The sequence below is a fragment of the Saccharothrix sabaoui genome (assembly GCF_051756985.1).
In the GTDB taxonomy this organism is placed as follows: domain Bacteria; phylum Actinomycetota; class Actinomycetes; order Mycobacteriales; family Pseudonocardiaceae; genus Actinosynnema.
This window is the reverse complement of the sequence record NZ_JBPKJK010000142.1, coordinates 1-22,532: the sequence shown is the minus strand read 5'-3', so window position 1 is coordinate 22,532 and position 22,532 is coordinate 1. Positions and strand designations below refer to the sequence as shown.

Here is a 22,532-nt window from a genome sequence, read left to right as displayed (position 1 = left end):
GCGGTGGCCCGGGGCGTGCTCGTCGAACGACGCGCCCTGCTCGACGGGCACGCCGTGCGCGTGCGCCTTCGCCACGGCGGCGAGGAAGCAGCACCGGCCGCGGTTCCCGGGCGGAGCCTCGTCGTCCTCGACGTGGTTGAGGACGGTGTTACAGCTCGGCGGCCTCGGTCCACGCGTCGCGGGCCCGGGCGTACTGCCCGAGTGCGATGTGCGGGTGTCCCAGCACGTCGAGCGTTTCCGCAGCCGCGCAGAGGGGCCAGGTCTCGCGTCGCAGCTCCGGACGGCGATCTCGTCGTGGACGTGCCCTTGCCGGAAGTGGAACGTGTCGGTCGCCCACACCGGTTGCCAGGTGGTGCGGTGCAGCCGGTTCGCGACCGCGGTGTGCTGCGCCACCGGGCGAGCAGGGTGCCCGGCGTGACCGGGAAGACCTCCGGCCGACGGTGACGATCCGGTCCTCACCTCCGCAGCGGTCCGCCGCCGTGTGCGCCCGGTGGCCAGCGCCGCGCCCACTCGTCGACCTCCTGCGCCTCTCGCGTGCCCAGGTCCAGGAAGACCTCCTCCGCCGCCCGCCAGTGCACCGCCGCGGTGGCGGGGTCGCCCGCGCACGAGTGGACCGCCCCCAGGTCGCGTCGGGTGCGGGCCTGCCACAAGCGGTGCTCCATCTCGGTCCACGCCGCCAGCGCGCCACCCAGCTCCCGCAGCGCCTCCGGCAGGCGCCCGGCGACCAGGTGCAGCTCGCCGATCGTGCGTTGCACCAGCGCGGCACCCAACCGGTCACCGTGCTCGGCGCAGACCCGCCGGGCGTGCAGCAGCGGTTCCAGCGCCCGCTCCGGCTGCCCGGAGCGGATCCAGACCTTCGCCAGCGCCTGCACGGTGTACGAGGACAGCAACTGCTCACCGGACGCCAACGCCAACCGGTGCGCCCGCTCGCTCCACCGCCCCGCCTCGTCCAGTTCGCCGCGCGCCCGGTGGACCAGGCCGATGCCCCGTACCGAGACCGCCTCACCCGAGCGGTGCCCGAGGGCGCGGTACCGCTCGACCGCCGTGCGCAGGTGCGCCAGGGCCGGTGCGTCCAGGCCGCGCTCGCGGTAGGCGTAGCCGAGCCCGTAGTGGGCGTTGGCGCTGCCCTCGTCGAGGCCCAGGCGGTCGAACTCGACCAGGTGCTCCGACAGCAGCGGGATGGACCGGGCGTGGTCGCCCAGCTCCCGGTGCACGGTGGCCAGGCCCACCGCGGCCGAGGCCGCGCCCACGGCGTCGCCCAGTTCGAGGAACAGCGCCCGGGCCCGCCCGAACAGCTCTGCCGACTCGGCGAACCGGTCCTGCGCGTAGCGCAGCTGGCCCTGCCCGTAGTACGTGCCGGCCAGCACGCCCCGCTCGCCCGCGGCCGTCGCCGCGGCGGCCACCGCGTCCCGCACGCGTTCCCAGCCCGCGAAGTCGTTGGTCTTGGCGAACGAGGCGAACACCAGTGCGTCGGCCAGCGCCGCCGCCCGCCGCACCAGGCCGCGCCGCGCCGCCGTCTCCACCAGCACCACCAGCGTCGGCTCCTCGGCCGCGAGGTCGACGGCGACACCCCGGCAGGCGGGCGGCTCGGGCAGCGGGTCGTCGCGCACGTGGCGCACCAGGTACGCGCGGCGCGTGTCGTGCCCGCGCACCAGGTGCACCGCGGCGGCCAGCACGCGGTCGAGCATCGCGACGGCCTCGTCGGGCCGCTCCTCGGCGTGCGCGCGTTCGGCGGCGTAGAGGCGCACGAGGTCGTGGACCCGGTAGCGGGTGTTGACCCCGTCGCCCGCCGCCGCCTCGACCAGTCGGGCGTCGACCAGGTGCTCAACCAGGTCGTCGGTGGTGGTGGCGTCGGTCCCCAGCGCGGCGGAGAGCAGCCACGGCGCCAGCTCGCCGACGTCCACCGCGCCGATGGCCCGCAACGCGCGGCGGGCCTCCCCGGACAGGCCCTGGTAGCCGACGTCTATGCCGGTCCGCACGCGCAGGTCGTCCACCGCCAGCTCGTCCAGGCGCCGGCTGCGGTCGGCCATCCGGGACACCAGCTTCGCCACCGGCCAGTGCGGGCGGGCGGCCAGCCGGGCGCCGACGATCCGCAGCGCCAGCGGCAGGCCCGCGCACAGCGACACCAGCCGGGCCGCCGCGACCGGTTCCGCGCGCAGCCGGTCGCGGCCCACCACGCGTTCCAGCAACCGGTGCGCGTCCCGGTCGTCCATCGACCGCAGTTCGACCCGTCCCGCCCCGGGCAGCGCGGTCAGCCAGGCGCGCGTCGAGACGAGCAGCGCGCAGCCCGGTCCGCTGGGCAGCAGGGGCCGCACCTGTTCGGCGCCGGCGGCGTCGTCGAGCACGACCAGCGTCCGCTTGTCGTGCGTGACGGCCCGGTAGCGGGCGAGGTCGGCGTCGAACCCCGCCTCGGGCGGCTGCCCGGACGGGTCGAGCGCCCGCAGCGCCCGGTTCAGCACCTCGGCCGGCGACATCGGCGTGCCGAACGCCCCGCCCAGACCGAGGAACAGCGCGCCGTCGGGGTAGTCGGCGCGGACCAGGTTGGCCAGGCGCACGGTGAACGCGGTCTTGCCGACCCCGGCCGGGCCGGAGACCACGACCAGCGGGGACCGGTGCCGCAACCGGGCCCCGGCCTCGGCCAGCACCTCCTCACCGCCGGTGTAGTCGGGCAGGTCGGGCGGTAGTTGGAACACCGGCGCCACCGGGACCGGCCGCGGCGGCGTCCGGTCCAGTTCGTCGCGCAGCACCGCCTCGTGCAGGCGGCGCAGCCCGGGGCCGGGTTCGACGCCCAGCTCCTCGGCGATGCGGGTGCGCGCCCGCGCGTACTGGTCCAGCGCCTCGGCCGACCGGCCGCTCCGCGCCAGCGCCCGCATCAGCACGCCCACCGGCTGCTCCATCAGCGGGTGCCGCTCGACCAGGTCCACCAACGGGCCGACCACCACCTCGGGGGAACCCGCCTCGACCTGCGCGTCGGCCCAGCCGACCAGCGCGTCGACGTAGAGGCGCTGCCACGTCTCGCGCGTCCGGGTCGCCCAGTCCCCGACCACGTCCGCCAGCGGCGTGCCCCGCCACAGGCGCAGCGCCCGGTCGAACAGCTCGACGCGCTCGGCGGCCGGCAGCTCGGTGCCCTCCGCGCGCTTGAGCAGCGTCCGGAACCGCAGCGCGTCGACGTCGTCCGGGGCGACGTCGAGCACGTAGCCGCCGGACCGGCGCGGCAGCGCGACCGTCGGGCCCAGCGTCCGCCGCAGGCGGTTGATGTGCACGTACAGCGCGCCGCGGGCGCGGTCGGGCGGGTCCTCGCCCCACACCCGGTGCAGCAGGGTCTCCACGCCGACCGGTCGGCCCGCCTCCACCGCCAGCGCGGCCAGCACGGCCCGCTGGCGCGGCTGCACGGCCTCCACCTCCCGGTCGCGCTCCCACACGCCGACCGAACCCAGCAGCCTGACCTCCATCGCGCCCCCTGGGCCGCACCACTCCCGTGCAGCGGCATTAAGGATTTCGCAAGGCCCCGTGAATGCCCATGCCCGAGGGTGCCGGCCGTACAGGGGAGAAGCCACGACGGGGGGAGAACCGTGCACTTCATGCGCAAGATGACCACGGCGTTCACCGCACTTCTGCTGACCGCGACCACCGCGGTCGGCGGGGCGGTGTCCGCCCACGCCGACCCGCCGGGCCGGGACCAGGGCGGCGCGCCGCCGTCCACCCTGGCCCTGCCCGGCCTCGGGCCGCAGATCAGCAGGTCCGAGGTCCTCGCACGCGCCCAGCGGTGGGTGGACCTGCGGGTGCCCTACAGCCAGGACCAGGACGACGAGTTCGGCGACGGTGACGGCCACGCCTACCGCCCGGACTGCTCCGGGTACGTGTCGATGGCCTGGCACCTGCCGAAGAAGACCGACGGGTGGGACCTCAACACCGGCGACTTCGCCGCGTGGTCCGGCAAGACCTTCCTCGGCGGTTACGACGAGCTGAAGCCGGGTGACGCCCTGCTGAGCGAGGGGCACATCGCCCTGTTCGACAAGTGGGTCGACGCCGGGCGCACCGAGATGTGGGTGTACCAGGAGCGGACCTGGGGCGAGGTGGCGCAGCACGTGAAGCGGTCGCGGTCGAGCTACGTGTCCGACGGCTTCCGCCCGCTGCGCTACCGCAACATCGTCGACAGCACCCCGGTCGCAGGCGGTGACACCCAGGTCCGGGCCGACTTCACCGGTGACGGCAAGGACGACCTGGTGATGCTCTACGACTACGGCAACGCGCGGACCGCGGCGTTCGTGGCGCGGTCGACCGGTGCGGGGTTCGAGTGGCCCGCCTACTGGTGGGACTCGGGCAACGGCGTGTGGGAGGCGGGGCGCACCAAGTTGTCGGTCGGCGACGTGACCGGTGACGGCAAGGCCGACCTCATCCTGTTGTACGACTACGGCAACGCCCGTACCGCGGCGTTCGTCGCGCGGTCGACCGGCACGGCCTTCGAGTGGCCGGTGCAGTGGTGGGACTCCGGCAACGGCGTCTGGGAAGCGGGCCGCACCCGACCGGTGGTCGGTGACGTGACCGGTGACGGCAAGGACGACCTGGTGCTGCTGTACGACTACGGCAACGCGCGGACCGCGGCGTTCGTGGCGCGGTCGACCGGTGCGGGGTTCGAGTGGCCGTCCTCGTGGTGGGACTCGGGCAACGGGGTGTGGGAGGCGCCGCGGGTGAAGCTCACCGCGGGCGACGTGACCGGTGACGGCAAGGCCGACCTGGTGATGCTCTACGACTACGGCAACGCGCGGACCGCGGCGTTCGTGGCGCGGGCGACCGGCACGGGGTTCGAGTGGCCGTCCTTGTGGTGGGATTCGGGCAACGGCGTGTGGGAGGCGGGGCGCACCCGGCCGGTGGTCGGTGACGTGACCGGTGACGGCAAGGACGACCTGGTGCTGTTGTACGACTACGGCAACGCCCGCACCACGGCGTTCGTGGGGCGGTCGACCGGTACGGCGTTCACCTGGCCGGCGCAGTGGTGGGACTCCGGCAACGGCGTCTGGGAGGCCGGGCGCACCAAGCTGGTCCTCGGCGACCACACCGGTGACGGCGTGGTCGACGCCACCCTGCTCTACGACTACTCCAACGCCCGCACCGCGGCGTTCGTCGCGCGGTCGACCGGCACGGCCCTGGTGTGGCCGCTGTCGTGGTGGGACTCGGGGACCCGCGTGTGGGAGTGGGGGCGTTCGCGGATCGCCTGATGCGCGTCGTGGTGGGCGGGCCGGCGCACGGTCCGCCCACCACCTGCTCGGGGGACACCTGGACGCCGGTGGCGAGGGGTCACAGGCGGGTGGCGACCTGGACCAGGACGGCGAGGGCGAGGGAGCGGCTGTGCGGGGGCCAGGCGATGACGGTCGTCACGGGCGGGGCGTCCACGACCGGTACGGCGGCCAGGCCCTCGGGCAGGGTGGTGCAGGTGGACCCGGGCATGACCGCGGTGCCGCGGCCCAGGGCGATCAACTGGAAGAGCTGCACCTGGTTGTGCACCTCGATGCCGGGGCCCTCGGGGTAGGCGCCGTCGGGGCCGGGCCACCGGGCCATGGGCAGTTCCGGCAGTGAGCCGACGTCCGCGGTCCTGACGTGGGACTCGCCGGCGAGCGGGTGCCAGGTGGGCAGGATCGCGACCTGCCCCTCGGTGGCCAGGATCTCGGTGTCGAGCCCGGCGGTGGGGTCGAAGGGGTGGTGCAGCAGCGCCACGTCGGCCCGGCCGTCGTGCAGCGGTCGTTGGGGTTGGGACTCGCAGAGCAGCAGGTCGACGGTGACGGCGTCCGGTTCGGTGGCGTAGGCGTCGAGCAGTTTCGCCAGGAGGTCGCCGGAGGAACCGGTCTTGGTGGCCAGGACGAGCGGGGGACGGCTCGTCGCGGCGGTCCGGGTGCGCCGCTCGGCGGCGGCCAGGGAGCCGAGGACCCGGCGGCCCTCGGCCAGCAGCACCGATCCGGCTTCGGTCAGCCCGACGCTGCGGCTGGTGCGCTCCAGCAGCGCGACCCCGAGGCGCTGTTCGAGTCGGGCGATCGCCCGGGACAGCGGGGGTTGGGCGATGCCCAGGCGTTGGGCGGCCCGGCCGAAGTGCAGTTCCTCGGCGACCGCGACGAAGTAGCGCAGCTCCCGCGTTTCCACCGGGTCCAGGCTACCGGTTGACCGATACCCGCCGGGTATCGCTGTGCGACTCCGGAGGTGTTGGTTCCCCGGTGGTGCGCGGTCACGATCGAGGCATGAGCGAAACGACGATCGCGCTGGTTACCGGCGCGAACAAGGGGATCGGGTACGAGATCGCGGCCGGGCTCGGCGCGTTGGGCTGGAGCGTCGGCGTCGGGGCCCGCGACGAACAGCGGGGGGAGGAAGCCGTGGCGAAGTTGCGCGCGGCCGGCGTCGACGCGTTCGGCGTGCTCCTCGACGTGACCGACGACGCGAGCGTCGCGGCCGCCGCGGCGTCGGTCGAGGAACGCGCCGGGCGGCTCGACGTGCTGGTCAACAACGCCGCCGTCGCCGTGGCGTGGCCGGACGCGCCCTCGACCGTCACGCCGGGGAACCTGCGGGAGGTGGTGGAGACCAACGTGATCGGCGTCGTCCGGGTCACCAACGCGATGCTGCCGCTCCTGCGCCGGTCCGAGCACCCGCGGATCGTCAACCACTCCAGCCACGTCGCCTCCCTGGCCCTGCAGACCGCGCCGGACGTCGACCTCGGCGAGGTGAGCGGGGCGTACTCGCCGTCGAAGACGTTCCTCAACGCGGTCACGATCCAGTACGCCAAGGAACTGCGCGGCACCAACATCAAGATCAACGGAGCCTGCCCCGGTTACGTCGCGACGGGCCTCAACGGCTTCCGCGGCACCCGCACGGCCGAGGAGGGCGCCAGGACCGCCATCCGGCTCGCCACGCTGCCCGACGACGGGCCGACCGGCGGCCTGTTCGACGACGACGGGATCGTGCCCTGGTGACGGGTTCGCGCGCGGAGGGCGGTCCGCGCGGGGCTGTACGGGGGTTGTCGGCCGGCGAAGGTCAGCGCCACCAGGTGTTCTGGGTCCGTTCGTCGACGAGCACGCCGTCCACGACGGTTCGGCTGTCGTGCCGCACGCGGTGGAGGTCGACGCCGAACAGCTTCGCGCCGGAGAGGGTGGCCCCGCTCAGGTCCAGGTCCCACACGGTCGCGTTGCGCAGGTCCGCGCCGGTGAGGTCCGCGTCGATCAGGTCGGCGTTGTCGAGGATCGTCTGGGACAGGTTCGCCCCGCGGAGGTCCGCGTCGGTGAGGTCCGCGCGATCGAGGCTCGTGCCGGTGAAGTCGGCTCCCCTGAAGTCCGCTCCGGCCAGGTCCGCGCGCGCCAGGCAGACGCCCGTCAGGTCCGCCCTGGTCTCCTGGTCGTGGGCGGTGTCTCGGCGCACCAGCACGTCCAGTGCCGCCTGCACGTCGATCGCGAGCGGCAGTTCCGGGCTCGGGCAGGCGCTGAAGCCGTCCGTGTAGGTCCACCGCCTGGGCGGCGCGGTGCCGCGGACGAACGCGGACACGACCTCGATGACGGTGGGCTGGTCGCGGGGTGAGTCGCGGGCCAGGCGCTCCAGGGCGTAGAGCGCGCCCAGCCGGGCCTGGAGGTGCTCGACGCCCGCGCGGTCGAGCTGGTCGACGGCCTTGGTGAACCGGTCGGTGAGCTGCCCCTGTTCGGCCACCGCGATCTGCGCGCGGGTGGCCTGCAGCGACAGGCCGGTGAACACCACGCCGCCCACCGCCGCCACCGCGGCCAGCACCGACGCCACCGCCGTCCAGTTCCAGGACCGGTCCCCGCGTGACGACCGCTTCCGACGTCCGGTCGAGCGGTGCAGGCGGCCCACCCGGGCGATCCGGGCGGTGGACCTCGGTGTCACCGGACCTCGGGGACGGGGCGTGCGGTAGCGGTTCACCGCACCAGGCTGGCACAGGCGGGCCGACGGTCACGGCCGCGTCACTCGATCGGCCCGCGGTAACGATCGCGGCACCCGTCGCGAGAAGCGGGTAGCCAACCGGGTGGCGGAGAACGAGGTGCGCTGTGGGGCTCCTGCGAGTGGGGGGAGTGCGACCGGCCTGCCTCGGGTTGGTCGCGGTCCTCGTCGTGCCGCTGCTCGTCGGTGCCACCGCGCCGGCGGCGGTCACCGCGCCCGTGTCCGATGTGGTCGTGTCGGTCGAGGTGTCGGCGTCACCGGTGGCGATCGGTGACGAGGTCGTGTTCACCGCCTCGGTGTCCGCCGCCCCGGTGTCCGCCGGTGCCGGTACGCCCACCGGCACGGTGCGGTTCTCGGTGGACGGTCAGCCCCCGGGGGAACCTGTCGGCCTGGTGGCGGGCAGGGCGAGCACGTCCTCGTCGACGTTGCCGACCGGCGCGCACGCGGTCACGGTCGACTACGGCGGCGACGCGGTGTTCCGCGCCGCCGACGCCGGGCCCGGCGGGCGGGTGGTCGTCGTGCCGAAGGGCACCTCCAGCTACGTGCCCGTGCCGCCCGCGCGGCTGCTCGACACGAGACCCGGGCCGGCGCAGACCGGTTACGCGGGACCGAAACCGGCCGCCGGCGGCTCCACCCCGCTCCAGGTCACCGGTCGGGGCGGGGTGCCCGCGAGCGGCGTGTCGGCCGTCGTCCTCAACGTCACGGCCACCGAGGCGGAGGCGGCCGGGCACATCACCGTCCACCCCGCCGGTCAACCGCGTCCCGTGGCGTCCAGCCTCAACGTCGAGCAGCCGGGCCAGACCGTGCCCAACCTCGTCGTCGTGCCCGTGCCCGCCTCCGGCCGCGTCGCCCTGTTCACCTACGCGGCGACGCACCTCGTGGCCGACGTCGCCGGCTACTTCACCCCCGAGGTGTCCGCGAACGCCGGGCGGCTCGCGCCCCTGACGCCGGCCCGCCTGCTCGACACCCGCCCCCACGGCCCGCAGACCGGGTACACCGGCGGCAAACCGGCGTCCGGTTCGACGGTCCGCCTCCAGGTCACCGGGCGCGGTGGCGTGCCCGCCGAGGGGGTCGCCGGCGTCGTGCTGAACGTGACCGCGGTCGGCACGACCGCTCCGGGTTTCGTCGCCGTCCTCCCCGGCGGGCAGCCCCGGCCCGCCGCCGCCTCCAACCTCAACATCACCCGCGCCGGGCAGATCACCGCGAACGCGGTGTGGACACCGGTGTCGCCGGACGGCACGGTCGACCTCTACCTCCAGGAGTCGACCGACCTCGTCACCGACGTGGTCGGCTGGTTCACCACGTCCCGCGCGCCCACCAGGACCAGCGGCCTGTTCGTGCCGACGACCCCGACGCGGGTCCTCGACACCCGCCCCAACGGCCCGCAGGTCGGCTACCGGGGCGGCAAACCGGGGCCCACCGCCACGGTCACGGCCGCGGGCACACCGATCCCGGCGTCCGGTGCCGCGGCCGTCGTGGCGAACGTGACCGGCGTCGACGCCACCGACGCGGGGTTCGTGTCCGCCTTCCCCGCGGGCAGCGCCCGCCCCGCCACCTCCAGCCTGAACCTGGAGTTCCCCGGGCAGATCCGGCCGAACCTGGTCACCAGCCCGCTGGGCGGCGGCAACGCGATCAGCCTCTACACGCAGTCCGGCACGCACCTCCTCGCCGACGTCGCCGGCTGGTTCACCGCGGACCTCGACCCGGCCCCGCCGACGACCCAGCGCCTGACGACCACGCCGGCGCCGGGCACCGTCCTGCTGGACCCGGCGAGCGCCACCGCCGTCGAAGGCGGTCCCGACACCGGCTACGTGGTCACCGTGGCCGCCGGCGTCCCCGCTCCCGCCCAGGGCGGCGGCGTGGTCCTCAAGGGCGGTGGCGCCGCCTACCCGCAGGGCCTGGCGGGCAGGGTCGGGACCGCCACCCGCCTGCCCGACGGCACGACCCGCCTCACCGTCTCGCCCGTGGCGCTCGACCAGCTCTTCCAGGACCTCCAGGTCGGCTACGACGGCCCGGCCGCGCTGGTCCCGACACCGGTCGGCGCGACGCGCCCCGCCGAGGCGCGGACCAACGACGTCGTGCAGGGCGAGACGAGCATCGACCGCTCGGTCGTCGAGTTCGGCGCCGGCGCGTTCGAGTGCAACGTGAGCACCGGCGTGAGCGTGTCGGCGGCCCTGGTCCGGTTCGAGAACACGCGGGTGCACTTCGAGCAGCGCGTCGGCTTCCTGGTCGCCCCCTACGTGCGGTTCACCGTGCAGACCGAACCGGTGGTCCAGTTCTCCGCCGACGTGCACGGCAAGGTGAGCTGCCGCCTCTCCGCCGCCTTCCGCGCCACCCACCGCCTGGTGTGGGCGCTGCCGACACCGGTCCCGGTGACCGTGGACCTCGCCCCGGCGCTGGAGTTCGAGGCGACGGTGGCCGGGAAGGTCAGCGTCACCGAGCGCTTCCACCGCATGATCGGGTTCTCCACGAACCCGGACCTGACCATCCGCTCCTACAACGCCGCGTCCCGCACCACCGAGCAGGTCTCCGTCGGACCGCAGCTGTCGGCGTCGCTGCTGATGGGCGCGGACGTCTCGGTCAAGCTCCTGGACCTGGCCGGCATCGGACTGACGCTCGGGCCGAAGTTCACCGCCTCGATCGACCACCGGGGCTGCGTCGACCTGTCGGTGGGCATCGCGGCGGCGTTCGACCTGCGGCTGAACCTGTGGATCAAGCAGTACCAGTACACCCCCTTCACGCTCACCCTCGGCTCGTGGACGCTATACCACCGCTGCCCGGACGGCAGCCAACCGCTCACCGTCGCCACCACCGGGCCGAGGGCGTTCGAGGTCGGCCGACCCGCGAACGCGCAACTCCTCGCCGCCGGCGGTTCCCCTCCCTACAGCTGGAGCGCCACGAACCTGCCGGCCGGCCTGGGCCTGTCGACCGGTGGCGTGCTGAGCGGGACGCCGACCACCACCGGCACCGTGAGCGCGGCGGTCCGGGTCGCCGACCAGCGCGGCGCCACCGCCACGGCCACCGTGCGGTTCACCGTCTCCGGACCGGTCGGCCTCACCCCCGCCACGTGGCAGACCGCCCGCACGCGCATGGCCTACACCCAGTACCTCGACATCGGCGACTGCTACGACCGCGCGCTGAGCTACCGCGCCACCGGCCTGCCGCCGGGGTTGGCCCTCGTGGGCGGTGCCGCGCAAGGCGTCCTCGCCGTGTCCGGTGTCCCGACCAGGACCGGGACCTTCGACGTCACGGTGGACGCCACCTGCCTGGGACAGGCCATGACCCTGCGGGTGCGGCTGCGCGTCGACGAGCCGCCCGCCCCCACCCCGGGGGAGGTGCGCGCCTTCGGCGTGGTCGTCGGAGCGGAGGACGGCACGGCAGGACCGTTCCACCACGTCTCGCAGGTGCGACCGAGCCCGGACGGCCGCTACCTCGCCGCCGCGGTCGGGATACCGCAGGCGCTCGTCGTGCACGACACCGTGCTCGAGACCACGATCGCCCTCACGCACGGTCTGGGCAGCTCCGGCACCGGGCACGGTAGCTGGTCGTCGAACCTGGCGTGGTCGCCCGACAGCCGCTACCTGGCCTTCTCGGCCGTGGACTACCTGATCTCGGGTGCGCCCGCGAACCCGGACGGTTATTACGACTCGTACGACATCTTCCTGTGGGACAGCCAGGAGCGGCGGATCGAGGGGGTGATCGGCGCCGGTGACTCCGACACGGAGAGCGAAAACCCGGTGTGGTCGCCCGACGGCAACCTCTTGGCGTTCAGCGACAGCAAACGCGGTGGGAGTGGGCCGGGCGTCGTGCGCACGTGGAACCCCTCGTCCGGGACCACCACGATCCTGCCCTGCGGCACCGGGTCGAGTTGTCGCCTGCTCGCGTCCTCGACACCGGGAGCGACCGAGCCGTGGAGCGCCGACTCCCGGTACCTGTCGATCGTCGAGCACGAGGAGGACGACTACTACGCCACGACGGGCCTGCGGGTGTGGGACCGCGCCACCGGCGGCTCCAAGCCGGTCGACGCGCCGGGCACCTCGGGCGTACGCCTCGCGGTCGACGGCCGGACGGCCCTGCTGTACCGCTACGAGAACGGCCGGCCGGGCAGCCGGGTCTCCCTGGCCGACGTGGCGAGCGGCGCGGTGCTCAAGACCTTCGAGGTGCCGGTGAGCGTCGGCAGTTCCGAGATGGTGGCCGCGTCGGTCCTCTCCCGGACCGGCGGCCACTTCGTCGGCTGGGCGTGCCTGGACAACGTCTCGCCGCGCTGCGGCCCGGCGGTCGTCGACACCGCCACCGGCGCCGTGAACACCTCCCTCACCGGCATCGGCGCGTTCGTGGCCTGGGTCGGCGACTCGGCGGTGTTCAAGGACCGCCCGGGCGCGCAGACGTGCCTCACCGCCCTCTCGCCTACCACCGGTGCCCGTCGCCCACTCGGGTGCACGGGCCTCGACACCGCCGGAGCCGACGCCACGGGCGTCTTCGTGGTCGTCTCCCGCGCCCCCGGGATCACCGGCCTGGCGAAGGTCGCGGTGTGACCCCTCCGCGACCACCGGGTCCCGTCGCGCGAGTTCATCCCTTCACGGCCCCCCCGGTGAGGCCCTCGGTCAGGAACCGCTGCCCCAACCCGTACATGACCGCGACCGGGATGCTGATCAGCAGCGAGGCCGCCGCCAGCTGTCCCTGCGGCACGACGTCGCCGAAGATCATCGACTGCATGCCGACGGGCAGCGTCTTGTAGTCGTCCCTGGTGATGAATACGAAGGCGAACAGGAACTCGTTCCACGCGTTGGTGAGCGTGAACAGCGCGACCGCGAGCAGGCCCGGTTTGGCCAGCGGCAGCACGATCCGGACGAACGCGCCGAACCGCGTGCAGCCGTCGACCAGTGCGGCTTCCTCCAGGTCGGCCGGGATCGACCTGAAGTAGCCGACGAGCAGCCACGTCGCGAACGGCAGGGTGAACGTGGGGTAGGCGAGCACGAGCGACCACAACGAGTCGTTCAGCCCGATCCCGCTCATCATCTGGTACAGCGGGATGAACAGCAGCGCGCCCGGCATCACGTAGGTGAGCAGGATCGTCACCGTGAAGCTCTCCGAACCGCGGAACCTCAACCGTGCCAACGCGTAGCCGGCCAGCGCCGCGCAGACCAGGGCGATCGCGGTGGACGCCACCGACACCAGGATCGTGTTGACGTACCAGGTGCCGAACGCCCTGCCCGCGAACAGGTTGGTGAACTGCTCGGTGCTCCACGGGGTCGGCCAGAGGTCGTCGGTGCGCGCGACGATCTGGGTGTCGGACTTGAACGCCGTGACCGTCATCCAGTAGAGCGGGGCGAGCACGAAGCCCAGCAGGCCCACGAGCGCGATCCCCGAGCCGGTGCCGCCGACCAGGCGCGCGGCCAGTCGGTCGCCCCGGGCGGCGAGCGCGGAGACGACCCGTCCGACAGCGGCCGCGAGCAGCACGAACACGCCCAGCACGAGCGCGGCCTTCCACGCGATGTGCGGCGACGCTCGCACCAGCACGAGCACCGAGACCACGACGACCACCCACGGCACCGCCCTGCGCTGGGCGGGGCTCAGCCGCCTGCGCCTCACGTCGCCCGTGCCCGGCAGGTCGCCGCGCCGCATCAGCCGCACGAGGATCACCACGAGCACGGCGACGATCGGCAGCATCACCAGCGTGACCGCCGCGCCCGCGCCCAGTTGCAGCTGCTGGATCGCCTTCGAGTAGGCCACCATCACGTACGGGGCGGTGGCGTCCCCCGGTCCGCCCTGGGTCATCAGCCAGATCAGGTCGAAGTTGTTGAACGTCCAGATCGACGACAGCAACACCGTCACGACCATGATGTGGCGCAGCCCCGGCAGCGTGATGTGCTTGAAGCGCTGCCACGGTGTGGCACCGTCCACGACGGCCGCCTCGTAGAGACCGCCGTCGATGGCCTTGAGCCCGGCGAGGAACGTCACCGTGAAGAACGGGACGCCCTTCCAGACGTTGACCAGGATGATCGCCGGCATCGCGAGCGCGGGGTCGGACAGCCACTCGGCGGGCCAGGAGTCGACGAGCCCGATCGCGGCGAGGGCGGGCCCGATCCCGGAATCGGTGAGCAGGACGTTGACGCTGCCGAAGATCGGGTCGAACAACGACCGCCAGGTGAAGGCCGTGACGACCGTCGGCACCACCCACGGCAGCAGGATCACCCCGGCGACGATCGCCCGGCCGCGTCGCATGTGGTGCAGCATCAACGCCGCGATGAGGCCGAGGGTCACCTTGAAGACCTCGGCGTACGCGGTGAAGACGAACGAGTTGAGCACGCCCTTGTGGAACACGGCGTCGTCGACGAGCGCGGTGTAGTTGTCCAGCCCGACGAAGACCGTCCCCGCGCCGTGGCGCTCCGTGGTGCTGGTGAGGACCGAGCTGGCGATCGGGACCAGGATCAGGCCTGCGACCAGCACCAGCGTCGGCCCGATGAACACCGCGGCGAGGCGCCAGTCGCGCCCGAGCAACCGCTGCGACGGGGTGAGCGAGGACGACGCCCCCGGCGCCGGACGGGCCGGTGGTGGACGCAGGACGGTCACTGCCCGTAGCCCTGCTGCTCGAAGACCTGCACGATCCGGGCGTGGGTCGAGGCGACGGCGTCGGCCGGCGGGGTGCCCTGGATGACCGACTGCATCATGTCGGTCAGCAGGTAGGCGGCGGTGGCGGCTTGCTCGCCGGGGCTCGGGGCCTGGGGGAAGGCGTAGCCGGTACCGGTGGTCAGCGGGAGCGGCGCGCGGGTCTGCTCCCGCAGCGCGGGGAAGGCCGGGTCACCGCTGGTGTAGTACGGGTCGGAGTCCCACACCCGGTCCCACGCGGGGTTGACCAGGCACGGCGCCCCCTTCGCGACACCGAGCAGCGCGCTCCCGCCGGCCATGAACTTCGCCACCAGCTTGGCGAGGTCGGGGTTCTTCGCCCCCTTGAACACCACGAACGAGTTGGACTCGCCGTACGCGAGCGGCCGGTCGATCGCCGGTCCGGTGGCGCCGTTGAACGGGTGCGTGTTGGCGTAGACCGGGTTGTTCTTCGTCTTCGAGTCGGCGTAGACGCTGAACTGGTTGAGCGTGAGCCCCAGGACCTGGGCCAGCCAGTTCTCGTTGTTGCTCGAATCGGTCCAGCTCCCGACACCGGGTGGCAGCATCGGCGCGTACTTCGGGTTCGTGTAGGTGTCGCCGATGAACGTGACGGCGGCGACGGTCTCCGGCGAGTCGAACACCACCTTCGTGCCGGTGTTGTCCGCGATGGCACCGCCGTAGCAGTTGATGACGTTCACGATGAAACCGTTGGCGTCGCCGGAGCGGTTCACCGTGAGGCCCCAGCCGAAGCGCCGCTTCGCCGGGTCGGAGACCTCCAACGCGTTGTCGCGCAGCTCTTCCCACGTGTAGTGGGGCTTGAGCGGGAGGCCCTTCTCCTCGTACCAGTCCTTGCGCAGGTACATCGCGGTCGCGATGAAGTGGTAGGGGATCGCGTACCAGCGCCCGCCGAACACGCAGAAGTTGGCCGCCTCCGTCGCGGGCTCTCCGTAGAGCGCGCGCATCTCCTCGACCACGTCGGTGACGTCGGTGAGGGCGCCGAGGTTGTGGAGCTGGCCGACGAACCGCCGATCGCTCATGAAGGCCAGGTCGCGGCTGGTGCCCGCCTTCACCTCGGTGTCCATCTTCGCGACCATGTCGCCGGCGTCACCGGAGACCAGGTCGTTGCCGATCGTGGTGCCGGTGGCCTGCGCGAACGCCTGCAACGACCTGTCCAGCGCCTGGTTGGCGGCCTCCGAGTAGAGCTTCTGCGAGAGCATCCCCACGGACCCGCCGCGCAGCGCGGCGGCCTGGTCGAGCAGCGCCTGGGGCACCTGGACGTCGAGCTGCGGCACGGCGGGGCCGCCTCCGCAACCCGCGAGACCGAGCGCGCCCAGCGCGCTCATCCCGAGGAACGTGCGCCTCGACAAATCCCTTTTCTCTTCCACGACAACTCCTCCCGCGCCCGGTCCAGCGGGCGCTTGCCGGTGGGGGCGACGTCGCACCCGCCGGGACAGCGGGCGAGTGCCGCGCTGCCGGGTCGTCCAGGCGGCGAACGACGCCGAACTGCTGGTGCGTTGTCCTGGCAGCCCGTCGAACAACCCGGACGGACTACGGGGCCGCCGCGGTACCGGGTCCGCGCCGGGCACGGGCTCCAGCGCCGGTACGGCCGCCCGGTCTGCGGGGTCGAGGGCCCCGCTCGACAACCATCGCGTCGGCCACGCTCCGCGCGACACCGCCAACCAGCCGCACTCCGAACCGCACGGCACCGGCGATGTCGGGAAGTTCCGCGCAATGGCCTTCGTCGATATCGCGGAAGAGTTTCGCGTGGGTGTTGCCGGCCTTCCGGCCCGCGATCCGCATCGCCGCCGTCGACACCCGACTACACCACGTGTGAGACGGCCCGGTGTCCGGGTTTCACGGCCGTGCTCGCATGCAGTCGACCCAGGGTGCGGTGGTGACGACGATGTCGGCAGTCCTTCAGGCGCCACGTGCGGGTTTGCGAGACTGCCTGTGCCGACGCGGCGACCGACGAGCCGACCAGGGACAGCAGGAGCACCGAGACGAGGGCGAGTACCGATCTGGCGATCCGGAACACCACTCTCACCGAATCCTTCCCGGACTGGCGTGGAAACGCTTCGGTCGACGCTAGCGGCCGGATCTCAGAATTCGCTGAGCTGGGTACGGGACGAGGGCTTGCCGGTACCGGTGGGCGACCGCCGGCGGTACGGCCTCGTCAGCAGCGGACGGGGCCGGGGCCTTTGCGCACTACATTGATCTTGGTTTCCCGTGTCGCGTCCTGTTCGGCGAGCGCGTGTGCGGTGAACGCCCTGGGAGCGGCAGCTTGGCGCAGTTCGTCCAGGAAGGCTGTGGGGGCGCTCAACACGACGATGTCGTAGGCGGTACCAGGGCGGTCGTCCTGGCTGCCGACGGCGAGCGGACTGTCGGTGGTGTTGCCGTCGAGTACGCGGGAGAGGTAGACGACGTCTTGTGCGGGCGCGTACACGCCGACGACGAGACCGCGGCCGAGCCCTGTCCTGCCCTCGACGATGACCGGCACGCACCGGTTCACGGATGCGCCGTGCACCGGGGACAGAACTCGGATGGAAGTCGGGCGGAAGAACGAGAAACAGCACAGGGTTATCAGTAGTACGGTGGCCAGGGTCGCGCATAACGAAACCGGCTTCGGTCTGAATCGCCCGAGGTGGATGCCGCCGTACACGTCGCGCGCTTGGATGATCGATCCGGACGAGTCCGTGACCGAGTTCGAGGTTCCGGCGTGCGACTGGTGATCATGCCCCATCGGCCCATCATGGCATTTCGCGACGAATGGGCGTCGGGACGGTCCGATACCTGCCGACTGCCCGGTCGGCGACCGGTCGTGGCAGCGATTCGACCAGGAGGCCCTGGGTGTCGGGCTGCGGTGGAATTCCTGTCCCGATCGTGGCTCGACGACGGGCAGAGCCGGTATCGGCGGATTTTCAGGAGGTGAGCACGAGCGGCATCTCGGGGAGGCGACCGTCGATGATGCGGCGGAGCAGGTGCGGGAGTTCGGCGGGGAGCAGTGTGTCGCCGCTGGTGCCCTCGGCCGGCCTGCTCGCCCACGACTACGAGTCCGACCTCCCCCTCAACCTCCTCTGGACCGCCTTCCAAGAGGCTGCACCCGCCGGACGAGGTGCGGGCGGCTCGCTCGAAGACACGCCTGACCGCCGCCGGGGCAGCTCTGATCACGCCGTCCCGCGGTCGTAGAAGTCGGCCTCGGGGGAGGTACCCGTCCACAGACGAACGAGGCGCCTGGCTGCCGAGCGTCCTCGACGGCCCGTTCCGGCCACGGGCCAGCGGACCGACCCGGTGGTGCGGCGGCGTCAGTTCGGTCCGGTGCCCTTGAGGTAGCGCAGGACGGCGGTGACGCGCCGGTCGGCCCGGTCGTCGGGTGGCAGGTCCAGCTTGGCGAAGATGCTGCGGATGTGCTTGTGCACCCCTCCTTCGGTGATGACGAGCCGTTCGGCGATGGCGGTGTTGCCGAGCCCTTCGGCCATGAGCGCGAGCACGTCCCGTTCGCGCGGGCTCAACCGGCCCAGCGCGGTGGTGTGCGGGTTCCGGGCCAGCAGTTGGCCCACCACCTCGGGGTCCACGGCGGTGCCGCCGGCCGCCACCCGGTGCAGCGCGCCGAGGAACTCCTCGACCCGCCCCACCCGTTCCTTCAGCAGGTAGCCGAGCCGGCCGGTGCCCGAGGCCAGCAGCTCGGTGGCGAACGCCTGCTCCACGTACGCCGAGAGCACGAGCACCGCGAGGCCCGGCCGGCGGCGCCGGGCCTCGACGGCCGCCACGATCCCCTCGTCGGTGTGGGTGGGCGGCATCCGCACGTCGACGATGGCGACGTCCGGTTCGTGCTCGGCCACCGCGGCCAGGAACGACCCGGGGGTGTCGGTGGTGGCCACGACGTCGAGCGACTCGGCGCGCAGCAGCAGCGCCAGCCCTTCGCGCAGCAGCGGGTCGTCCTCCGCGATCACGATCCGCACGGCAGCTCCACTTCCATCGTCGTCGGCCCCCCGGGCGGGCTGTCCAGGGCGAGTTCCCCGTCGTGCGCCTCGACCCGCCGGCGGATGCCGGACAGGCCCGACCCGCCGCGCTCGTCCGCGCCGCCCCGGCCGTCGTCGCGGACCCGCAGCAGCAGCCGGTCACCCTCCCGGCCCACCGTCACCACGGCGCTCGCGGCACCGCTGTGCTTGGCCACGTTGGAGAGGGCCTCGGCCACCACGAAGTACGCGGTGGCCTCGACCGAGGCGGCGCACCGGCCCGGCACGTCCACCACCACCTCGCACGGCACGCCGCAGCTGCCCGCGAGCCCGGCCAGGGCACCGGCGAGCCCGCGGTCGGCCAGCACCGGGGGCAGGATGCCGCGGACCACCGCGCGCAGCTCGGCGAGCGCCTGTTCGGCGGCGTCCTGCGCCCGGTCCAGCACGGCACCGGCCGCGGTCGGGTCCCGGTCCAGGGCTCGTCGCGCGGCACCGAGCAGCACGGTCACCGCGACCAGCCGGTTCTGCGTGCCGTCGTGCAGCGACCGCTCGATGCGGCGCAGCTCGGCGGCGTGCGCGTCGAGGGCGGCGGCACGGGTGGCGGTCAGCTCCGCGACGCGCAGTGAGAGGTCGGTGCCCGCGGGAGGTGCCAGCAGGCGCCGTCCCGGCCACTCCTGCACCCGGACCAGCGCCGGTCCGAGCCCGGTGATGAAGGCGGCGCAGAGCACGCCGGTCAGCGCCACGGCCAGTGCGTCGCCGAGGTCGGTGACGGCCCAGGGGATGGGGCTGGGGGTGTTGTCGTCGGGCGGCAGCAGGTGGTACCAGAGCGGGTACGTCGTGTTCTGCAGCGCCGTGACCGGCATCGCGATCCCGGCGAACCCGGCGGCCAGGCCGGCGGTGGCGTGCAGCGGCAGCCAGGCCAGCTCACGCCGCACGGTCGCGTCGCGCAGCGCGGCGCCCACCCGGCGCGGCACCGGGCCGGCGTCGAGGACACCGAGCCGGGCCCGTTCCCGGTCCGCGGTCGTCCGCAGCGCGCGCAGGGCGGCGGGCAGCAGGACGACGCCGACACCGACGCAGCCGAGCAGCGCGACCACGCCGAGCCGGACGAGAACGGACAGCGCGAGCAGCGCCGTGCCGAGACCCCCGACCAGGCGCGCGACGGCGTCCGACGACGCCCGCAGGCGCTTCCGCACCTGTGCCATGCCACCCCCCGGCCGAACCTTACCGATCAGCACAACCCGCGGTGCCCGCGGATCGAGCTGCCCGTCACGGCCCGCCCCTCGGCACGACGGGCCGGGGTGCCATCACCACCCCGGTCGTCCAGCAGGCTGGATTGTCCACCGGGGTGCGGGTGGGCAGCCTGGAGCCGGTCGGTCATCGCAGGACCGGCACCCGCTGAGCCCCAGGAGTTGTCCACGTTGTCCACGTCCTCTTCCCGGCAGGATCGACTCCCTTCCTCGCGCTGTCGCCGCGTGGTCACCATGACGGCGGCGGTGGTGGTCGCGGCGAGCGGCCTCGCGTTCGTCGGCCCGATCCCGACGGCCCGGTCCGAGCCCCGCCACGACGCGGTCCAGCAGGGCCTGGACGGACTCGTCGGTGCCGACCGGCACCCCGGGGCGCTGGCCGCCGTCCGGGACCGGCGCGGCCGGACCCAGCACTACACGGCCGGGGTGGGTGACCTGGGGACCGGCGGCCGGGTGCCGACGAACGGCAGGGTGCGGATCGGCAGCGCGAGCAAGATGTTCACCTCCGTCGTCGTGCTGCAGCTCGTCGGGGAGGGCCGGGTGGAGCTCGACGCGTCGATCGAGACGTACCTGCCGGGCCTGGTGCGGGGCAAGGGCGTGGACGCCGGCAGGATCACGGTCCGCCAGCTGCTCCAGCACGACAGCGGCCTGCCCGACCACACCGGCTCGATGTTCCGGTCCGCGGCCGACTTCCTGGCCTACCGGCACGTCTACCTCGACCCCCGCGAACTGCTCGACCTGGCGAACGCCAGGGAGGACGGGCGTGCCGCCGGCGGCGGTTGGTCCTACAGCAACACGAACTACCTCCTGGCCGGCCTGATCGCCCAGCGGGTCACCGGCCGCCCGTTCGACGAGTTGGTCACCACCCGGGTCGTCCAGCGGATCGGTCTGCGCGACACGTACGCGCCCGCGGTCGGCGAGCAGGACGTCCGCGGCCGGCACCCCAGGGGGTACCAGCGTGACCCGGCGACCGGCGAGCTGGTCGACTTCACGCGGATGGACCCGGGCTGGGGGTGGGCGGCGGGCCACCTGGTCTCCACGCCGGGCGACCTCAACACCTTCCTGCGCGCGCTGCTCGGCGGTGAGCTGCTCGAACCGGCCCAGCTGGCGCAGTTGCGCACCACCATCCCGACGGACCCGGAGTCGGAGGCCGGTCCGGGGTACGGGCTCGGCGTGTTCAGCATGCCGTTGAGCTGCGGAGGGGTCGCGTGGGGCCACGGCGGTGACATCCCCGGCTACTCGACCGTCAGCGCGGCCACCGACGACGGTCGCGCGGCGACCGTCGTGGTCACCTCGCTCAACGGGTCGGTGGAGGACGAGTCCGTCGCCGCGGACCACGGCGCGCTCGTCGACGCCGCGCTGTGCGCGAGCTGACGCCGGACGGAGGGCCGGGCCCTCGCGTCGTCCCACCCGGAGGTGGTGCTGGCTGTACCGGAGGTGTCCAGCACGGGGGGTCGTGCGCCGTCCGGGCGGTGACGACACTGAACGCGTCGGTGCGAAGCATCCAATTGGAGAGTGTCCCTTGTCGAATGATCTCAGACGCCCGGTCACAACCCGGTCGGGTCCCGCGCGTCGGCGTCGTGGCGCGGTCGCCGCGGCGATGGCGGCCGTGGCGGTCGCCGGGCTCACGCTGACGGAGGTGGCGTCGGCGGGCGCGTCGGGCGACAGGTCGAAACCGGCCCACGACAAGGCGTTGCAGGCGGGCATGGAGGAACTGGTCGGCGACGGGTCACTGCCCGCGCTGCTGATGTCGGTGCGGGACCGGAACGGGCGCGTGAAGAACTACACCGCCGGGGTGGGTGACATCCGGACGAGGTCCGAGGTGCCGTCGGACGGTTACGTGCGGATCGCCAGCATCACGAAGATGTTCACCGCCGTGGCGGTCCTGCAGTTGGCCGACGAGGGCAAGCTCGCGCTGGACGACACGGTGGAGGAGTTCCTGCCGGGCGTGGTGCGGGGCAGCGGCGACGGTGCGGCGATCGACGGCCGGACGATCACGATCAGGCAGCTGCTGAACCACACCGGTGGGATGCCCACCGGGATTCCCTTCATGTCCAACGGCATCCTGCCGGTCAAGGACCGGTACTTCGAGACCCGGGAGGTGCTGGACGCGGCGTTGACGCAAGCACCGGCGTTCGCCCCGGGACAGGACAGGGTGTGGGCGTACAGCAACGTCGGCTACATGCTGCTGGGTCTGGTGGCGCAGAAAGTGGCGGGACGCCCCTTCGCCGAGGTGGTCACGGACAAGATCGTCAACCGGATCGGGCTGAAGGAGACGTACTACCCGGGTCCGGGCGACCGCGACATCCGTGCCCCGCACCCCCGGGGTTACCTGCTGCCCAGGGACGACGCGGGCAAGCCGATCGCCGGTGACCTGATCGACATCACCCGGTTCGACCCGTCGATCGCCAGTGCCGCGGGGCAGATGATCGCCACCCCGAGCGACGTGAACAAGTTCCTGGTCGCCCTGCAGGACGGCCGGCTGATCACGCCCGGTCGGCTGGCGGAGATGCGTCAGGTGGTGGACGCGCCCGGTTTCCCCGCCGGCTGGCGCTACGGCCTGGGCGTCATCGAGATGAAGCTCAGCTGCGGGGTCACCGCGTACGGCCACGGCGGCGACGCCGACGGTTTCCAGACCCGCGCCGCGATCACCCCCGACGGCCGGGCGGTCACCGTCGCCGGGACGAACGACGAAGTCCAGCAGTACGAAGTCCTCGCCTTCTTCGACAAGGCCCTGTGCGCCACGAAGTAGGAGTCCCGCACGCGTGAACCCCGTGCCTGCCGACGAACTCCGTCC

General features: G+C 73.1%; 14 protein-coding genes. 5 read left to right on the top strand and 9 right to left on the bottom strand.

Annotated features, from left to right (window positions below; genetic code table 11):
• Both ACR807_RS32305 and ACR807_RS32300 read right to left on the bottom strand, forming a co-directional pair.
• Positions 1-393, bottom strand: a 393-nt coding sequence (locus tag ACR807_RS32305; protein WP_438925255.1) for a hypothetical protein, incomplete at its 3' end; no start/stop codon positions are given.
• 62 nt (positions 394-455) lie between these two features.
• A complete protein-coding gene (locus ACR807_RS32300; RefSeq protein ID WP_438925254.1) occupies positions 456-3,452 on the bottom strand; it encodes an AfsR/SARP family transcriptional regulator in 2,997 nt (998 codons plus the stop codon).
• 129 nt (positions 3,453-3,581) lie between these two features.
• Between ACR807_RS32300 and ACR807_RS32295 the strand changes: the two genes are divergently transcribed.
• A complete protein-coding gene (locus tag ACR807_RS32295) occupies positions 3,582-5,219 on the top strand; it encodes an FG-GAP repeat domain-containing protein (RefSeq protein WP_438925253.1) in 1,638 nt (545 codons plus the stop codon).
• Positions 5,220-5,298: 79 nt separating this feature from the next.
• Here ACR807_RS32295 and ACR807_RS32290 read toward each other — a convergent pair whose 3' ends face one another.
• On the bottom strand, positions 5,299-6,135 hold the full coding sequence (locus ACR807_RS32290; RefSeq protein ID WP_438925252.1) for a LysR family transcriptional regulator: 837 nt from the start codon (positions 6,133-6,135) through the stop codon (positions 5,299-5,301).
• Between the two features lie 95 nt (positions 6,136-6,230).
• Between ACR807_RS32290 and ACR807_RS32285 the strand changes: the two genes are divergently transcribed.
• On the top strand, positions 6,231-6,956 hold the full coding sequence (locus tag ACR807_RS32285) for an SDR family NAD(P)-dependent oxidoreductase (RefSeq protein ID WP_438925251.1): 726 nt from the start codon (positions 6,231-6,233) through the stop codon (positions 6,954-6,956).
• A gap of 61 nt (positions 6,957-7,017) precedes the next feature.
• On the opposite strand, the gene ACR807_RS32280 is transcribed toward ACR807_RS32285, so the two are convergent.
• Positions 7,018-7,875, bottom strand: a complete 858-nt coding sequence (locus tag ACR807_RS32280) for a pentapeptide repeat-containing protein (RefSeq protein WP_438925250.1) — start codon at positions 7,873-7,875, stop codon at positions 7,018-7,020.
• A 161-nt stretch (positions 7,876-8,036) separates the two neighbouring features.
• On the opposite strand from ACR807_RS32280, the gene ACR807_RS32275 reads away from it, so the two are divergent.
• Entirely contained in the window at positions 8,037-12,464 is a 4,428-nt protein-coding gene (locus tag ACR807_RS32275) for an Ig-like domain repeat protein (RefSeq protein ID WP_438925249.1), read from the top strand.
• Between the two features lie 34 nt (positions 12,465-12,498).
• On the opposite strand, the gene ACR807_RS32270 is transcribed toward ACR807_RS32275, so the two are convergent.
• The 5 genes from ACR807_RS32270 to ACR807_RS32250 form a co-directional block, all read right to left on the bottom strand.
• Complete coding sequence (locus ACR807_RS32270; protein ID WP_438925248.1) at positions 12,499-14,502, bottom strand: ABC transporter permease; 2,004 nt, start codon at positions 14,500-14,502, stop codon at positions 12,499-12,501.
• The gene (locus ACR807_RS32265; protein WP_438925247.1) at positions 14,499-15,920 is read right to left on the bottom strand and encodes an extracellular solute-binding protein; all 1,422 of its coding nucleotides are present in this window, start codon (positions 15,918-15,920) and stop codon (positions 14,499-14,501) included. Before ACR807_RS32265 ends, ACR807_RS32270 begins: the two co-directional genes overlap by 4 nt.
• 788 nt (positions 15,921-16,708) lie before the next feature.
• The gene (locus ACR807_RS32260; RefSeq protein ID WP_438925246.1) at positions 16,709-17,275 is read right to left on the bottom strand and encodes a hypothetical protein; all 567 of its coding nucleotides are present in this window, start codon (positions 17,273-17,275) and stop codon (positions 16,709-16,711) included.
• A gap of 562 nt (positions 17,276-17,837) precedes the next feature.
• Positions 17,838-18,494 (bottom strand): response regulator, encoded by a 657-nt coding sequence (locus tag ACR807_RS32255; RefSeq protein ID WP_438925245.1) that lies wholly within the window; start codon positions 18,492-18,494, stop codon positions 17,838-17,840.
• Positions 18,482-19,693, bottom strand: coding sequence for a sensor histidine kinase (locus ACR807_RS32250; protein WP_438925244.1), 1,212 nt, complete (start codon positions 19,691-19,693; stop codon positions 18,482-18,484). The genes ACR807_RS32255 and ACR807_RS32250 overlap by 13 nt, the downstream gene beginning before the upstream one ends.
• Before the next feature lie 279 nt (positions 19,694-19,972).
• On the opposite strand from ACR807_RS32250, the gene ACR807_RS32245 reads away from it, so the two are divergent.
• Together ACR807_RS32245 and ACR807_RS32240 are read left to right on the top strand one after the other, a co-directional pair.
• Entirely contained in the window at positions 19,973-21,109 is a 1,137-nt protein-coding gene (locus ACR807_RS32245; RefSeq protein ID WP_438925243.1) for a serine hydrolase domain-containing protein, read from the top strand.
• 226 nt (positions 21,110-21,335) lie between these two features.
• Positions 21,336-22,487 (top strand): serine hydrolase domain-containing protein, encoded by a 1,152-nt coding sequence (locus ACR807_RS32240; RefSeq protein ID WP_438925242.1) that lies wholly within the window; start codon positions 21,336-21,338, stop codon positions 22,485-22,487.
• The last annotated feature ends 45 nt before the right edge of the window (positions 22,488-22,532 follow it).

Coding starts and splice junctions, on each gene's coding strand:
- ACR807_RS32300 (WP_438925254.1), bottom strand. CDS start 3,452: ATGGAGGTCAGGCTGCTGGGTTCGGTCGGCGTGTGGGAGCGCGACCGG.
- ACR807_RS32295 (WP_438925253.1), top strand. CDS start 3,582: ATGCGCAAGATGACCACGGCGTTCACCGCACTTCTGCTGACCGCGACC.
- ACR807_RS32285 (WP_438925251.1), top strand. CDS start 6,231: ATGAGCGAAACGACGATCGCGCTGGTTACCGGCGCGAACAAGGGGATC.
- ACR807_RS32240 (WP_438925242.1), top strand. CDS start 21,336: ATGGCGGCCGTGGCGGTCGCCGGGCTCACGCTGACGGAGGTGGCGTCG.
- ACR807_RS32245 (WP_438925243.1), top strand. CDS start 19,973: ATGACGGCGGCGGTGGTGGTCGCGGCGAGCGGCCTCGCGTTCGTCGGC.
- ACR807_RS32250 (WP_438925244.1), bottom strand. CDS start 19,693: ATGGCACAGGTGCGGAAGCGCCTGCGGGCGTCGTCGGACGCCGTCGCG.
- ACR807_RS32260 (WP_438925246.1), bottom strand. CDS start 17,275: ATGGGGCATGATCACCAGTCGCACGCCGGAACCTCGAACTCGGTCACG.